10 protein-coding genes and 5 pseudogenes are annotated in these 15,102 nt (G+C 71.6%); 7 read left to right on the forward strand and 8 right to left on the reverse strand.

Annotation, left to right across the window (positions count from 1 at the left end):
* Positions 1–781 precede the first annotated feature (781 nt).
* The 3 genes and pseudogenes from GL259_RS36635 to GL259_RS39195 form a co-directional block, all read left to right on the forward strand.
* Positions 782–1,297 carry a hypothetical protein gene (locus GL259_RS36635; RefSeq protein WP_159538009.1) on the forward strand — a complete coding sequence of 172 codons (516 nt, stop codon included), beginning with the start codon at positions 782–784 and terminating at the stop codon, positions 1,295–1,297.
* A gap of 211 nt (positions 1,298–1,508) precedes the next feature.
* Positions 1,509–1,676, forward strand: a pseudogene (locus GL259_RS39190) (IS6 family transposase); the annotation flags it as partial.
* Between the two features lie 65 nt (positions 1,677–1,741).
* Positions 1,742–1,891 (forward strand): annotated as a pseudogene (locus GL259_RS39195) (D-alanyl-D-alanine carboxypeptidase/D-alanyl-D-alanine-endopeptidase); the annotation flags it as partial.
* 313 nt (positions 1,892–2,204) lie between these two features.
* Here the strand turns inward: GL259_RS39195 and GL259_RS36645 are convergent.
* From GL259_RS36645 to GL259_RS39200, 5 genes and pseudogenes are all read right to left on the reverse strand, one after another.
* Positions 2,205–2,864, reverse strand: a complete 660-nt coding sequence (locus GL259_RS36645; RefSeq protein WP_159538011.1) for a DUF5825 family protein — start codon at positions 2,862–2,864, stop codon at positions 2,205–2,207.
* A gap of 32 nt (positions 2,865–2,896) precedes the next feature.
* A complete protein-coding gene (locus GL259_RS36650) occupies positions 2,897–4,798 on the reverse strand; it encodes a RiPP maturation radical SAM C-methyltransferase (RefSeq protein WP_159538013.1) in 1,902 nt (633 codons plus the stop codon).
* Between the two features lie 308 nt (positions 4,799–5,106).
* Entirely contained in the window at positions 5,107–6,936 is a 1,830-nt protein-coding gene (locus GL259_RS36655) for a prolyl oligopeptidase family serine peptidase (RefSeq protein ID WP_159538015.1), read from the reverse strand.
* Positions 6,933–8,207 carry an MFS transporter gene (locus GL259_RS36660; RefSeq protein WP_347814639.1) on the reverse strand — a complete coding sequence of 425 codons (1,275 nt, stop codon included), beginning with the start codon at positions 8,205–8,207 and terminating at the stop codon, positions 6,933–6,935. Before GL259_RS36660 ends, GL259_RS36655 begins: the two co-directional genes overlap by 4 nt.
* Before the next feature lie 803 nt (positions 8,208–9,010).
* Positions 9,011–9,136, reverse strand: a pseudogene (locus tag GL259_RS39200) (IS6 family transposase); the annotation flags it as partial.
* Between the two features lie 40 nt (positions 9,137–9,176).
* Here GL259_RS39200 and GL259_RS36665 point away from each other — a divergent pair.
* From GL259_RS36665 to GL259_RS39205, 4 genes and pseudogenes are all read left to right on the forward strand, one after another.
* Positions 9,177–9,308, forward strand: a pseudogene (locus GL259_RS36665) (IS5/IS1182 family transposase); the annotation flags it as partial.
* Positions 9,309–9,336: 28 nt separating this feature from the next.
* Positions 9,337–10,467 (forward strand): helix-turn-helix transcriptional regulator, encoded by a 1,131-nt coding sequence (locus GL259_RS36670; RefSeq protein WP_159538017.1) that lies wholly within the window; start codon positions 9,337–9,339, stop codon positions 10,465–10,467.
* Between the two features lie 296 nt (positions 10,468–10,763).
* The gene (locus GL259_RS36675) at positions 10,764–11,405 is read left to right on the forward strand and encodes a hypothetical protein (protein WP_243762505.1); all 642 of its coding nucleotides are present in this window, start codon (positions 10,764–10,766) and stop codon (positions 11,403–11,405) included.
* A 178-nt stretch (positions 11,406–11,583) separates the two neighbouring features.
* Positions 11,584–11,691: pseudogene (locus GL259_RS39205) on the forward strand (IS5/IS1182 family transposase); the annotation flags it as partial.
* A gap of 129 nt (positions 11,692–11,820) precedes the next feature.
* On the opposite strand, the gene GL259_RS36680 reads toward GL259_RS39205, so the two are convergent.
* From GL259_RS36680 to GL259_RS36690, 3 genes are all read right to left on the reverse strand, one after another.
* Complete coding sequence (locus GL259_RS36680; RefSeq protein ID WP_159538019.1) at positions 11,821–12,495, reverse strand: 4'-phosphopantetheinyl transferase superfamily protein; 675 nt, start codon at positions 12,493–12,495, stop codon at positions 11,821–11,823.
* A gap of 55 nt (positions 12,496–12,550) precedes the next feature.
* Positions 12,551–13,243: an SUMF1/EgtB/PvdO family nonheme iron enzyme gene (locus tag GL259_RS36685; RefSeq protein ID WP_243762506.1), complete on the reverse strand. Its 693-nt coding sequence runs from the start codon at positions 13,241–13,243 to the stop codon at positions 12,551–12,553.
* A gap of 529 nt (positions 13,244–13,772) precedes the next feature.
* Complete coding sequence (locus GL259_RS36690) at positions 13,773–15,002, reverse strand: cytochrome P450 (protein WP_159538021.1); 1,230 nt, start codon at positions 15,000–15,002, stop codon at positions 13,773–13,775.
* Between the last annotated feature and the right edge of the window lie 100 nt (positions 15,003–15,102).

Here is a 15,102-nt window from a genome sequence, read left to right on the forward strand (position 1 = left end):
ACCTTCCCGTGTGCATCGGAACAGCATCGGTCCGGCTCGTCCGCCCTCCCGATCACCTGGGCCGCCGTCACCCTCATGACCAGGCGCCTGGCCCGCAAGGGCGCCACTCCGGCCGGCCGAGGAAGCCGACGGCCGACGGCTGACCAGCCGCCCCACCGCAACGCTGCCAGGGGTTGGCCACCCGCGCACTTCACCGTGGCCGGAGCCTCGGTGTCAGACGTGCTCGCCGACGGCTGCGAGCCCTTCCACGGCCCCGGCGTCCACACCGTCCCGGGGGGCGTTGTCACGCCGGCTGAGCGGTGAGGGTGATCTCCTGGTCGATCAGCCGGGGAAGGGTCGTCCGCGGGGAGCGCGTCGCCGTCGTACAGGGGGCACCGGTATCCGGTCGAGGAGCTCGTGCGCGAGCACGGGACCGTCGCCCCCCATGAGACGGTGCGCCGCTGGTGCGCCGAGTCCCGGCGCGGTCCGGGCGCGACGGCCGCGAAGCCGTCCGGTGAGGTGCTGTAGATCAACCCCTCGGTGCTGAGCGGGACTTCGCACAGGATGCCGACGGCATGACCTGGATCGGTGAGCCCACGCCGTACTCGTCCGGCAGCTCCCCGAGCATGCGACTCCTTTCGTGGGTGTGGCCGGGCCCGTCGCGGTCGGGGCGCCGGCGGCGCGGGACCCCCCACTTGTCTGGGATGGGATATGCCGGCCCGCCGCAGCATTCTTTATCCGACCGATGACGGTGAGCCGCCTTCGGCGCATCCGTGACGACAACGAGGGGGAAGAGATGTCCATGCGAAGAAAAGCCCTGGGGATCCTGGTCGCAGCCGCCGCCGGCCTGACGGTGGCGGGGGCTCCGGCCGCTGTCGCGGTCCCGTCCGCGACGGGCACCGCGGTCACGGCCTCCGTGTGGCGGAACATCGCTCTGACCGGCACCTACACGATCCGCGACGACGAGGGCGTTTTCGCCGCCGGCACGTACTGCAGCGGCAACGTCGCCTCCGAGGGCTGGGTGAACGAGGTTCGCACGCCGTCGGTGTGGTGGGAGACCACGTGCGGGGGTGAGATCCGTGTGGAGAAGCACGTGTCCGCGGAGACGGACGCCACCGGCGGGGTCACGATCCATGTGACCCTGCGGTTCTACGAGGGCACGAACGACACCAACACCGACCTCGACGCCGAGTACAACTTCAACCGCTACGTCCCCGCGGGCCAGACCTCGACGGTCAGCGAGATCACGCTCCGCAACGGGGAGAACGGCGGCAAGGACTGGGCGAAGCTCAACCTCGTCCTGCACAACAACCGCTGACCCGGATCGAGGCGTCGGTCTCGCGCCTCTGACACGCACGGTCCCCGGGCACGGTAAGCGGAGGCACAGCCACCTGCGCCAACCGTGCCCGGGAACCGCCGCACACGCTTAGGCGGTTTCGTTTGGATCAGCGGGAGGACCAGGGGAAGATGCCCGCGATGTGGAGTCCGGCGAGGTAGATGGTCGCGGTCTTCTCGTAGCGGGTGGCGACGCCGTGGGCGGGGCGCAGAGGTTCCTGTCCGCGTTCAGTGGCATCTCACCCCGCTTCCGGCCTCGTCGCCACCTGATGCCCGCACCTCACCACCGAGCCGAAATGACCGTCCGCTTCACCATCTGGGAGCAGATCACCGGCGTCACGGACCGACCTGCCACGGCCTGAGCACCGGCCCCACCACACCTCGGCACACCGTCAGACGCCCACACACCCAACAACGTGACAACGCCCTCACCGGTGCCGTCGCCCCGAGCGGCCCGACCCGCACCGACGACGGCGGATGACGGGTCTTCTCCTTCGCCGAGACCGGTTCGACGGCCGCGCCCGACGCCATCAAGGATGCGGTGGACGGCCTCGCCGCGACCGTGAACGGCTGCTGGGTCTGGGCGTACCTGTGCCGCCCGGCCGCGGGGCCGGGCGGGAGGGCGCCGCTTCGCCTCCGCCCCCCTTGCCCCTTGCCCGACCGGGCTCATCCACTGTGTGCGCGAGCCGTCGCACGGACGGCGAGGACGCACTCACGGGCGTCCGGCGCCCGCGCCCGTCCGGAGCGGAACCACACACCCGGTGCACTGATCACGAGCGTTGTCGACGCCGACTGGGCTGCCGAGAGGGACATCTCGCGCGTCACGTCCACCGTTTGTCATCAGGTCTGTCCTCACTGCACGCTGCTGACGCACAACCACGGCCGTGCGCTCAGATCACCAGCGGTGCCTCCGACCAGCGGCGGACCCGGTACGGTGCCCACCACAGATGGTCGCCGAAGCGCAGGACGAGGTGCTCGGAGACGAGGTCGTCCAGGACGGGCCCCGGGATCGCGTCGGCGGGCGCGCCGTCGGCGAGGGCCGCCACGGCCTCGTGGTACTCCGGTTCGTCGATGGTGAAGCGGCGCAGCTCGCCGTAGCGCCGGTCGCGGACCTGGATGAAGCCGGGGCCGTACCGGAAGATGCATTTGCAGATGTAGTACGTGGTGCGCCAGGCGAGCGCCGTCGCGACCGGGTCCGCGGCGCCGAGGACGGCGGTCGGCGGGTGGAGGTGGCAGAAGTGGCGCCAGGCGTCGGGGTCCGGGCCGGTGCGGAGCTGCCAGTCGACCGAGACGGCCAGGCTGGTCAGGTCGCCCACGAAGCTCAGCGCTCTGACCGTCCAGGCCGCGTCGGCGGCATCCGTCAGGTCCACGGGGCGGGGCAGGGTGACGTGCCGGGCCCCGGCGGCGAACAGCCGCCGGGCGGCCTCGCCGCCGGACATGTCGATCTCGTAGCGGCCCAGGGACATGGCGGGCAGGGGGCCCACCTCGGGGTCGTAGTCCCGTGAGGCGGTCACGGTGAAGGGGGCGGTGGCGGTGAGAGCAGGAGTCATCGTCGTCCCTCGGTCGGGCGGTGGCGCGGTCGTCAGGCGGTCGTCGGGGCGAGTTCGGCCTCGCGGGCGGCGGTGTGCCGCATGTGGTCGATCCGCAGAAACTCCTCGTTCAGGGCGGGCGGCGCGATCTGCACGAACTGCCCGCTGTCCTCGAACACGACGCCCAGCTCCCGCCACCGCTTCAGGACCCGGAGCAGGTCGGCCTCGCCGACGGGGTGGTCCGCGTCCAGCTTGCGCGCGGCCGCTTTCACCGTGTGCGGCTGGTCGAGCAGCCGGAACAAGGCCAGTTCGCGCGGGTCGGTCAGTTCCAGGCGGGTCCAGTCGAAGGCCCGGCGCCTGCTGACCAGGACGATCCGGTCCTCCAGGTCGCAGTGGGTGAGGCGGCTGCCGGCGTAGTTCCGCTTCCAGCGCGCGATGCCCGCGTCGAGCCGTTCGACGACGTCCTCGCCGATCCCCCGGGGCGGTACGTCGAAGACGTACGCCAGGTCGAACATCTCCTCGTCGGGGAGGTCGTAGGTGAGCCGGTACGGTTCGGCGGGGCGCAGTTCGGAGAAGCCGAGCCCGGGGTTGTCGAAGTACGGGCTGAACCGCTCGATCGCGATCCGGGAGGACGGGCCGACGGGCGGGTTCAGGTGTTCCAGCGCGGCCAGTTGGTCCACCACGTCGTCGTAGTCCTCGGCGTCCTCGCCCGGGAAGCCGTGCAGGTAGTTCCAGGCGACCGAGAGGCCCACGGTGGCGGCGTCACGGAGCATCCGCACGTTCTGGCCGCCGGTCACGCCCTTGTCCATCAGGGTCAGCACCCGGCTGTTGAGGCTCTCGATGCCGGGCTGGACGAAGATCAGGCCCGCGTCCGCCAGGGTCTGGAGCTGTCCGCGCCGCATGTTGGACTTGATCTCGATGTGCATGCGCAGGTCGTAGCCGCTGTCGATGATGCGGGGCAGCACCGACTTCACGTACCCCATGTCCAGGATGTTGTCCACGACGTACATGTCCAGGACCCGGTGCCTGCGCGCCAGGTCCATGATCTCGTCGTAGAACACGTCGGGGCTCTTGCTGCGGAACTCCATGAACGAGCCGTTCAGCCCGCAGAAGGTGCAGTGGTGCTTCTCGCCCCACCAGCAGCCGCGTGCCCCCTCGACGACCAGCTTGGGCTCGACCCAGTTCCGGGCGTGGGACGAGGCGAGCCGCTCGAAGTACCCCGAGTAGTCCGGCGGCAGGATCGCGGCGGGCGGCAGCGGCTTGGTGCTCATGGCGTTCACCACGGAGGTGCCGTCCGTGTCGCGCCAGCACAGCCCGGGGACCTCGGACAGGGGCTCGCCCGCGTCCAGGGCCCTGATCAGCGCGGGGAACGACACCTCGCCCTCGCCGCGCAGCACGTGGTCCACGAAGGGGAAGTTGCGGTGGACGGCCTCGCCCTGCTTGCCGTCGCAGTTGGCGCCGCCCATGGCCGTCACGATGTGCGGGGCGAGCCGCTTGACGTATTTGGCGGCGGCCAGGGCGGCGGTGTTCTGCTGGAACGTCGAGGTGAACCCGACCACGTCCGGGGCGAGTTCCACGATGCGTTCCGCTATGTGCCGGACGAAGTCGGGTGCGGTGACGTGCAGGGCCCGCGTCATCTCCATCCGGGCCCCGGGCACCCGGTTGGCCATCGCCGTGGTGAACTCGGCGACGCGCCATTCGGGATCGTCGTAGAGAGCGGAGGAGAAGACCCAGTCGCCGCAGCCCAGGAAATACGATCCGAGTGCGTAGTAGGAGTAGTCCTCCAAAGTGAATTCCGTGTTCTTGGTGATCCAGTCCACGTATTCGATGTTCGCGTGCAGAACGTCCGCTGTGCTGTTCGGTACGCGCTCGTCGACGCTGCGCTTGAGAATTCCGAGAGCCAGCGACGGGAGATCGATCGGGGCCCAGGGCATGTTCACCAGGAGTACGCGCACGGCTCGCCTCTTCTCATGTGATCAGTGCACGGCATGACGGGTCGGCCGGGCGTCGGCCGGGAAGTCGTCAGGCGCCGGGCGGGGCGCCTGACGACCTCCGTGACGGGGCACCGGCCGGGGAGCCCGGCCGGTGCCCTCCGGACGGGGCCGGCCGCGCACGGTGGCGGGACCGGCCCCTCGGCGCTACTGGTCCTCGTCCTCCATCTCCTCCGCGGAGCGGAAGTAGACGACGACGCCGACGCCCGGCTTGCGGCTCTCCTCGTCGCCGTCGAGCGGGTCGCCGTGGATGATGTCCTTCTGCATGGTGTTCACCTCCTCTCCGCGGGTGGTGGCCGCTCGGCCTGATCGGGCCCGGAAGGCAGCCCGCCGCCGAGAAACGCGAGGGACCGTCGTATGACGGCCAGGTGGTCGGCTCCGTCGTAGCCGTCGTGGCCCGAGTCCAGCCACATCACCTCGTGCGGGACACCGCCCGCACGCAGCACGGCCAGGTACGCCTCGATCTGCTCCGGCGGGCACTTGGCGTCCCGGCGCGCGGCGACGACCAGCAGCGGGGAGCGGATGGCGGCGGCGTACGAGGACGGGGAGGCGTGGGCGTAGGCGCCCGGCACCTCGTCGGGAGTGCCGCCGAACAGCGAGGTGTCCAGCGCCTGGAGGGCGGGCGTGGAGTGCCGGAAGGCGGTGGCGCAGTCGGCGAGCGGTTTGACGGCCACCCCGACATCCCACAGGCCGGGGCGGGTCCCCATCGCCAGCAGGGTCAGATAGCCGCCCCACGACGTGCCGCACAGGCCCACGGCGCCCGGGCGGCCGATGCCCCGTTCCAGCAGGTCGGCCCGGACCCGCACCAGGTCGGCGACCTGGGTGTGGCCGACGCCCTCGGAGTACGCGGAGCGCCAGCGCGGCCCGTAGCCGGTCGAGCCCCGGTAGTTGACGCGGGCCACGGCGAGGCCCGAGCCGACCAGGGTCTGCACCATGGGGTCGTAGGCGTCGCGGTCGTGGTCGGCCGGGCCGCCGTGGACGAGGAGGACCAGCGGGTAGGGTCCGGGGCGGTCCGCGGGTGTGGTGACGAAGGTGTGCACGGGGCCGTCGGGTCCCGGCGTCCACAGGTCCCGGCGGTGGCCGAAGCGGGGGACGCGCCACTGGCTCTGCCCGGGCAGCGGCGCACCCGACAGGGACATCGCGCGGGGCACGGTCACCGCGTCGGTCCAGATGTAGTGCACGTCGCCGCCGGCGGTGGGTGACGCGGCCAGGATGCTTCCCTCGGGGGTGGGCACGGGGGTCAGCTCGCCGCGCTCCAGGTCCGCGGTGAACAACCTGCTGCGGCCGTGCCGGTCCTGTCGCAGCAGGACCCGCGCGCTGCCCGGGCCGGGGTACCAGCGGGCGGTCGTCTCGGTGTCGAAGGAGCACCAGGGCAGCAGTTCCAGTCCGGCGCCGGGGCTCCAGACACCGAGGTGGTAGCGGCCGGCCCGCTCGCGCATGACCAGCAGCAGCGTATGGCCGGACGTGCCCCGGGGGCCCGGGGGCGGGGTGGGCGCGGGCGCGAAGCCGAGCGCCCAGGTGCGTTCCCGGGCGCCGGAGAGCACCGCGGCGGTGCTCCCGTCCGGGGTCAGCAGCGTCACGGCGCGGGCCGAGTGCGCGGGGCCGGTCACCGCCAGCAGGCCGCCGTCCGGCGCCAGATCGCACAGGGTGGCGGAGTCCGTCGTGCGCAGGACGGGTGTGCCCCGGCCGCCGCGCCGCCCCAGGTGCACGCTGAATCCCTCGCTCCCGCGGATGCCGACGGCCACCGTGCCCCGTTCCGTCAGCGCCAGCCCGGCGGGCCGCCCGCAGGGCACGTCGAGCAGCGCCGGGCGGTCCGGGCCGCCGTCGAAGTCCTGGGTGCGCCAGCCGCCGCTGCCGCCGCGGTCCTCGTCGAACCACCACACGGCCTCGTCGCCGTCGATGGCGCACAGCAGCGTGCCGTGGGGACGGTCGGTCAACTGCCGTCCGCCGCCGCTGGACCGGTCCCAGGTGAAGATCTCGCACCGGCCGTCGGCGTCCCCCGTGTACACCATCCGGTCCGGGTTGCGGGGACTGGTCACCGGCAGCACCGGGCGGTAGACGCCGTAGCCGCGCGTGACCGTCCGCGGGGAGAACGCCGTCACGGCACCTCCCGGACGACGAGAGCGGACCTGGCCGTCGCGTACAGGGCCAGCGCGGCGAAGGCCGCGGCGCAGCCCCACGCGACCGTGCGGCCGCCGTACGCGGCCACCAGGACCCCGGCCAGCACCGGGGCGAGCGCGGCGACGCCCTGGCCGGCGGTGCCCAGCACCGTGCCCATCCGGGCCAGCAGACCGTCGGGGGTCACCAGCACCGCCCGGGTCTGGAGCACGACCGCCACCGACGGCACGATCAGCGACACCCCGCTCAGCAGCAGCCCGTAGGCCCAGGTCTGGGAGGCGTACGCGAGCCCGGCTGCCGTCGGCACCATGACCCACGAGGCGCCCGTGACGATCCGGGGAGCCGCCACCCGCCGCACCAGCCAGGGCGCGGCGAGCGCGCCCAGCAGCCCGCCGACGCCCGCGAGGGTGAGGATGAGACCGATCGAGGAGGGACTGGCGCCCTCGGCGTGCGAGGCGAAGACGGCGTGGAAGTACAGCGCTCCCAGCAGGGCGTTGACCCCGGCCGTCCACACGACCACGAAGCGCAGGAAGGGGTGCGCCCACACGAAGCGCAGGCCGTCGGCCAGCTCACGGGCGAAGGACGGGGCGGTTGTCTCCCGTACGGGCGTCAGGTCCGCGCGGATCGCCCTGCTCAACACGGCCACCAGCAGGAACGACACGGCGTCCGCGAGCAGCGGCACCCACCGCGCCGCCTGGTAGAGGACCCCGCCCAGCGTCGGGCCGACGATCTGGACCGCCTGGTCCCGTGCCTGGAGGTACCCGATCGCCCGGGGGTACTCCTCGGGGGGCACGAGCCGCCGGATCGTACCGGAGGCGGCCGCCCCGTAGGTGGCGCTGGCCGCCTGCTCGACGACGGCCGCGACGAGTACGTGGAGGAGGACGACATGGCCGAGTGCCACGGTCACGAACACCGAGCCCATGGCGCCCGCGGCGACCAGGGCCGCCGTGTACATCATCGGCTTGCGCGGCAGCCGGTCGGCGAACACGCCCGCGACCGGCGAGACGACGAGCCCGCTGACCAGTGCCACCGAGGCGACGAGGCCGGCGAGCCCGGACGAGTACCCGGCGCCCAGGAGGATCAGCGGAAGGAAGAGGGCGGACGCACAGGTCCCGAGACCGTCGACGGCGCCCGCCACCCAGAAGAGGGAGTAATCCCGTCTTCGGAAAGGAGAAGAAGGCGAGCCTTTTGATAATCGCTCGCCTTCCGCTAATTCAGGGCCGGAAGGCATTGAATTCCGTTCGGCATCGCCCATCAGCCATCCCGCTCGGGGAGTAATTCTGACGCTGACGCACCCACATCGCCCCCTGCAATGAGCGGACTTACGGCCGGTGAGGGTGCGATCGTAGCGAAGGGATTCACGGCGCACAATACCGTCCCTGAAATGGCATTTTCGATCAAGAAATGGCTCGCCCCGGCACGGCGGACGGTCCGCGTTGGTGCCACGCCACCTCGCACGGCCGTCGATTCCGGAACGGCGGGAAACGCGCAACGCGCGCCGCGGCCCTCGGTGTCGGGCGGAGGACGCGGCCCGTCGCCGCGTCCGCCGTCCGGAGGTGATCCTGCCTGGCCGGACGCTCCTCCGCCGCCGCGGCACCGGGGGCGCCGCCGGGCGCGGGGGCCGCGGCGGACTCGGATCCGCCCGCCCCGTGGAGTACCGCGGTCCCCTTCCGGTTGCCCGCCGGGTCCTGACCGCGCACGGCGGGCCCTCGTCTCCGGCCACGGTGCGGCAGCGCGGAGCGCGGGCGGTCGAAGGGCGGGCTGACCGTCGAACGGCAGCAGTGCCGCGAGGAGTTACGGGTGAAGGCGGCAGAGAAGGTCGCCCGGGACGCAGGACGAGGCGGGCTCGTTGATCCCCCAGGCCGCTCGGCGTCGTCCGGTTCGCCGATCTCGGTCAGGACGAGCTGGGTGAGCGTCGAAGCCGACCGATGCCGCTCCGGTCAGCGGACGCAGGGGAACAGCCCAGCCCTCTGTCACCCGAGCAGGACCGCCCTCCCGCCCACTGTTCGGACCGGAGGATCGCGGGGCGCCCGGCACTGCCGCCGGACGCCCCGGACCCTCGACCTCGCGGTAGGACAACGGGAAGCGGAAGTACGGCCACACGCAGTGGGAGATGACCTCGACCGGGTACCGACGGCCCTTGTACGACGGCGACGCGTCCCCACGGACAGCGCCCTCCAGCATGATCAACCCGGAGATCATCCCACCCGGTCAGCCAACGTGACGGCACCCCGTCGAGCGGTGCATCAACCGCTTGAAGCAGTGGCGCGGCATCGCCACCCGCTACGAGAAGACCGCGACCGTCTACCTCGCCGGACTCCACATCGCGGGCATCTTCCCCTGGTCCTCCCGCTGATCCAAACGAAACCGCCTAGCCTCGGACCATGAGGCGCTACGGGGGAGTGAAGCGGGTCGGCGAGATCGGGGACGCTGCGGCGCGGGCGGTGCAGTCCGCGCGGAGCGTCGAGGAGTTCTTCGAGGCGGTGAAACGGGTCGTGCAGCCTGTGCTGAGGTTCGACGTGTGCGCCGGTGTGACCGTGGATCCGCAGACGTTGATGAACACCGGCGGTGACTACCGAGACGGCCTGCCGTCCGCCATGATGCCGCGCATGCTCGACATCGAGTACCGCGAGGGGGATGCCAACGACCTGTCGGACCTGGCGGCCAGGCCGGCGCCGGTGGGCCTGCTCAGCCGGGAGACGAGCGGGAACCTCGACCTCAGTCCCCGGTACCGCGACATCATGCGGCCCCTGGGTTTCCGCGACGAGTTACGTGTGCTGCTGCGGGACCGTCACGGGGCGTGGGGCGCCCTGGTCATGGGCCGCGCAGACGACGCGCCCCCGTTCGGCTCCCCGGAGCTGGCCGTGGCGGCGTCGTTGGTCCAGCCGCTGGGGATCGCGCTGCGCCGGCTGCACCTGACGCGGCTCGCCGAGGAGAACGCCTCGGGGGTGGCACCGGGACTGGTACTGCTGGACGACGACCATCAGGTGGTTCATGCGACGCCCACCGTGGCCACGTGGTTCGACGACCTGGCTCACGCGGGCGGGGTGCCGCCCGGTGACCACGCACTGCCTCCCGCCGTGTACGCGGTGGCGGCGGCGGTGCGGGCGGCAGGGGCCGCGGCCTCGCACACCTCGTGGATGCACAGTCGCAGACACGGCCGGGTGAGGTTGCACGCCTGGCGCCTGGACGGGCCCGCGGCGACCCCGGCCCGCACCGCCGTCGTCGTCGAACGGGCCGGTCCCACCGAGCACATCGCGCTGATCGTCGCGGCGTACGGACTGACCCCGCGTGAGAGGGACATCACGGCCCTGGTGCTGCGGGGGCAGTCCACAGCCGACATCAGCCGCAGTGCCGGCTTGTCACCGCACACGGTCCAGGACCACCTGAAGGCGGTGTTCGACAAAACGGGTGTCCGCAGCCGGCGGGACCTGGTCGCCACCCTCTTCGCTCGTCACTACCTGCCGGACATGACGCCGGCCGCATCCGCACCACGGCGTCGCCCCCAGGGCTGAGGAAGCGGGTCCCCGAACCCGGCGGCCCCGCCTCCGCGCTTGCCGATGACCTCATCCGTCCTGGTCGAAGCCGGTGTGAGGGGGTACGGGAGGCCGAGCGCGGCCGGCCGGGTCCGCGCCGTCGCGCGGCCGCCGGTCAACGCGGCACGATGACCAGCCGTGCTGCCGCGCCCGCCAGGACTTGTCCGGCCGGTCACGCGGCTGATCCGAGCACCGGTCCAATCCGGGAGGCCGGGAAACGAGAAGGCGCCGACCAGGGGAATTCTGGCGCGCCTGGCCTGGTAGAACACTGACCTGTGGGCATCCAGGAGCGCGAACGCAAGATGTACCGGCCGCTGCGGCGGGCCGGCCTCGAGGTGATCCCGGACGCCGTGCCGGACGGCACGATGCCGTTGGTCCGGGGATACGGCCGCGAGGACGTCGTCGACGGTTTCTCGCACCGGTACGAGACTCCGCGGCTCGTCGAGCGTCTCAACGAGGACTGGTACGCCCTGGCGGTCTCGTCGTGTCTTCTCGATCACCGGCGCGAGTTCCTCGTCACGCTTCCCCAGGGCATCCGCACGCACGGGGCGGCTCTGCGGGACATGCACGGGGGCCGCCGTGCCGCGCCGAGGGCCTGGGCCCGGGTCCGGCTCCTGGACCGCTGGGACATCATGGGCCGGGGTGCGGCATCGGCGTTCCTCGGCATCCGCGCGGGCCGTCCGGGCTTCGGCATGATGGCGCTCGACAGCAGCGTGCACATCAGCTGCTCCACGGGCGAGATCGGCGTCGACGTGCCGGCGGTGCGCCACCTGACCCGCTCGGAGAACGTCCTGCGGCAGCTGGAACGGTATGCGTTGCGGGACGATCGTCTCGCTGACCGCGAGCCGCAGAAGCGGAACGCCGTCTGGCTCGCGGGCCGAGCACCGGGTGCTGCAGCAGGTCCGGGCCGGGGCTGATGCGGCGGGTGAGATCGACGGGGACACCGCAGTCGACTCCACCGCCGTGCGCCCACCGGCATGCCGCCGGTACCCGCACCGCACCGCCGCCGGCCCCCTCTTCAAAGGGGGACGTTCCGGCAGAGCGCCAGGACGACACGCCGTGGCAGAGTCCCGTCGCCCGTCTGGTGGAGGTGGTGCCGGAGATGAGGGCCTGGGCCGCTCGCGCGGTGGGTTCACGACCGGGCTCCACCTGAGTGCCGATGGTCGCTGCCGTCCGCTGTCCCCGGCCATCACGCCAGGACAGCGAGCGGACCGCACCCGGTTCGAGTCCGTGTCGGACGAGATCCGCGTTCCACGACTCGGGACAGGCAGCCCCCGCAAGAAGCGCGCGCTCCACAAGGGCGACTCGCGCTTTGACGCGCAGGCGTGGCGGTCACCGTCCCGTCGTCCGGCGCAGGGCGATCGCGGTGAGCAGTATGCCCTGACGGGAGAGCCACCGGCCGTTGAACTCCTCGATGCGTTCTCCGTCGGCGGTGGTGCCCGGGACGAGCAGTCGCGCGGAGAAGGTGCCGCAGGCGGGGTCGATGCGGATGTCCGCCTCGGCGAAGTCGAGTTCGCGCCTGGTGAGCGGGAACCAGGTCTTGAACACCGCCTCCTTGGCGCTGAACAACAACCGGTCCCAGCAGACGCCGGGAGAGGACTGCGCCAGCGTGCGCACCCACGCACGCTCCTGGGGCAGCGAGATGAACTCCAGCAGGCCTTCTGCCAGGGGAAGGTCAGGTTCGGCGTCGATGCCGAGCCCCACGAACGCGCAGGAGCGGCCGATGGCGGCGGCCCGGAACCCGGGACAGTGGGTCAGGCTGCCGACGGTGCCCTCGGGCCACAGCGGTGCGCCGCGCACACCCGACAGCACAGGCGCTGGCGGCACGCCCAGTTCGCGCATGGCGCGGCGCGCGCACAGGCGGACGTTCGCGTATTCACGTCGGCGCTTCGGCTGGGCCCTCGCGACGGCGGCGGCCTCCTGCGGGTACAAGGCGGTCAGCGCCGCGTCGTAGTCGACGAACGTGCTGCCCGTGCCGACGGCCGAAGGCAACAACTCGTCGATCATCACACCACCCCGCGTTCACGCCGTCGTTCCCGGGCTTTCCCACCGTGCTCCGTGCTCACAGCGAGCGGGCGAGCCTGAACCCGAGGTCGTCGATGGCCAGGGTCGGGTGGCTCTTGCGGCGGCACGACGCCCGGCACCCCCGGGGCTCGTCGAAGAAGCCGCCGCCGCGGAAGACGCGGTACGGACCGTAGACCCGGGGGTCGTAGACGTCCCAGCACCACTCCCAGACATTGCCGATCATGTCGTGGAGGCCCCACGCGTTCGGCTTCCGCGTGGCGACGTCGTGCGGCTCGCCCCCGGAGTTCCCGCGGTACCACGCGATCTCGTCCAGCTCTCCGTAGCGGACGTCCGAACTCCCGGCCCGGCAGGCGTACTCCCATTCCGCCTCGGTGGGAAGGCGGTAACCGTCGGCTGTCCAGTCGCAGACCACGTCCTCCGCGTCGCGGCTGTCGCCCATCGAGTAGCAGGGATCGAGCCCGGCCGCCAGCGAGAAGAGGTTGCAGAACCGGACGGCGTCGTTCCATGAGACCTCGGTCATCGGCGTCCGTGGCCCCGCGGCGCTCTCCGGCGTCTCGCCCAGCACGGCGGCGTACAGCTCGCGGGTGACCGGAGTCGGCGCCAACCGGAAGGCGGCGACCTCGACCGCCCAGTCCGTCATCGTGCCCTCGTCCCGCAGCACGATCTTCCCGGCGGGCAGGTCGACCATGGGGCCGGCGGCCGGCCGACGCAGCGTTGCTTCACGACTCATCGCAGCCCTGCTCCTACACATTCGTTCGTGTCCTTGACGTGTGATCCCCGTCAAGGCACCCGCGGACGTCATCACGGCCCCGTCGCCCTGTTCAACCGGACGCCGGGTGCGACGGGTCGGCACTTCTCGCCGCGTTCGTCCTGGTCGGCCGCGAACCACACCCGGTTGCCCTCGCTCCTGCAGTCTGCCGCACCGGATGCACCGGGATGGCGCCGACCGATCTTTTCCGGCCGCGTGCACGCGCGGGTCGGTGTCCGGGTGCCGTGAGGTCGTGTGGCGTGACGGCTTCGCGGCCTGTGCCGGGCCCTCGTGCCGGACGCGTCCACCTCGGCGGCGGAAAACGGACAGCGACCGCGGCCACACCCGCGCGTGCGGACTCGCCCCGGCACCGGTCACCGGGTCCGACGACCTCACTGCCGGACATCACGAAGCACCGGCCCGCTTCACCGCTGCCCGCCCCGAGGTGACGCAGCGGGCGGGCCGGGACTTCGCCCCCTTCGTGCGGACCGGGCAGCCCGAAACGGGGGAATCAGCCCCGGGCGGCACCGAGCGACACCGGCAGAGACCTCAGCCCGCGCAGGGCCGTTCCCGGCTGCCAGCGCAGCTCGTCCGGGTCCGCGGCCAGCCGGAGGTGCGGAAACCGGTCGATGAGCCGGTCGAAGGCTATCTGTGCCTCCAGCCGGGCGAGCTGCGCTCCGACGCAGTAGTGGATGCCGTGTCCGAAGGACAGGCTGGCGCCCGCCTGACGATGGATGTCCAGGCTGCCGGCGTCCGGGAACTGGGACTCGTCCCGGTTGGCCGACGTGAGCGCGACCACCACCAGCTCGCCCTCCGGTATGACCACTCCGCCGACCTCGATCGGCTCGGTCGTGAAGCGCAGCGACGACGTGTTGACCGGGCTCTCGTAGCGGAGAAGCTCGTCGACCGCCCCGGGCATCAAGGAGCGGTCGGCGCGCAGAGCGGCGAGCTGGTCGGGGTGGCGCAGCAGCGCGTACACACCGTTGCCGATGAGGTTGACCGTGGTCTCGTTGCCCGCCACCAGCAGCAGGAACGCCATCGAGACCAGTTCCTGGGTGTTCAGCTTGCCGTCGTCGCTGGAGCGCACCAGGCCGGTGAGCAGGTCGTCCGCCGGTTGCGACCGCTTGCTCTCGATCAACTCGTGCAGATATCCGAGCAGCGCCATCGTGGCCTTCGCCATGCTCTCCGCGTCCCCGCCGGAGAGCTGGGTGGGGACCCAGCCCTTGAAGCGCTCCTGATCGTCGGCCGGAACGCCCAGCAGCTCGCAGATCACCGCCATGGGCAGCGGGTAGGCGAGGGCACGCATCAGATCCACCTCGTCGTGGCCCTCCATCGCATCGAGCAGTTCGGTGGTGATCTCCTCGATCCGGGGACCCAGTTTTTCCACCGCTCGCTGGGTGAAGACCTTGTTGACCTGCTTGCGCAGCCGGGTGTGGTCCGGCGGGTCGGCGTTCATCATGTGCGCGGCCAACTCGCTGGCGAACACCATGCCGGTCTCGCCGTCGGTGTGCCGCTGGATGACCTTCTGGCCGACCTCGATGTTCTTGGACAGACGGTTGTCGGTCAGCACGGACTTCGCGTCGTCGTAGCGCGTGACGAGCCAGACCTTGGTCCCGCCGGGCGCGATGATCTCGCGGACCGGCGCCTCGGAGCGGAGCACATCGTATAACGCATGCGGATTGTGCTCGAACTCCTTCTCGTCGATCTGGAGCGGAGTCGCGCCGCCGTGGCCGCTGGACATGCTTCCTCCCGTATGTCAACCAAAATTTCCGCGAGTAATTCGGTGCGCACTCTGAACGGGTCGCACGAGGAGCCGGTGCTGCCAGTCGATCACTAAACGC

Source organism: Streptomyces sp. Tu 3180, assembly GCF_009852415.1.
In the GTDB taxonomy this organism is placed as follows: domain Bacteria; phylum Actinomycetota; class Actinomycetes; order Streptomycetales; family Streptomycetaceae; genus Streptomyces.

Bases quoted from the DNA above. Each gene is read 5' to 3' on its own strand.
- GL259_RS36690 (WP_159538021.1), bottom strand. From the start codon at position 15,002: ATGTCCAGCGGCCACGGCGGCGCGACTCCGCTCCAGATCGACGAGAAG.
- GL259_RS36670 (WP_159538017.1), top strand. From the start codon at position 9,337: ATGAGGCGCTACGGGGGAGTGAAGCGGGTCGGCGAGATCGGGGACGCT.
- GL259_RS36635 (WP_159538009.1), top strand. From the start codon at position 782: ATGCGAAGAAAAGCCCTGGGGATCCTGGTCGCAGCCGCCGCCGGCCTG.
- GL259_RS36680 (WP_159538019.1), bottom strand. From the start codon at position 12,495: ATGATCGACGAGTTGTTGCCTTCGGCCGTCGGCACGGGCAGCACGTTC.
- GL259_RS36685 (WP_243762506.1), bottom strand. From the start codon at position 13,243: ATGAGTCGTGAAGCAACGCTGCGTCGGCCGGCCGCCGGCCCCATGGTC.
- GL259_RS36660 (WP_347814639.1), bottom strand. From the start codon at position 8,207: ATGGGCGATGCCGAACGGAATTCAATGCCTTCCGGCCCTGAATTAGCG.
- GL259_RS36645 (WP_159538011.1), bottom strand. From the start codon at position 2,864: ATGACTCCTGCTCTCACCGCCACCGCCCCCTTCACCGTGACCGCCTCA.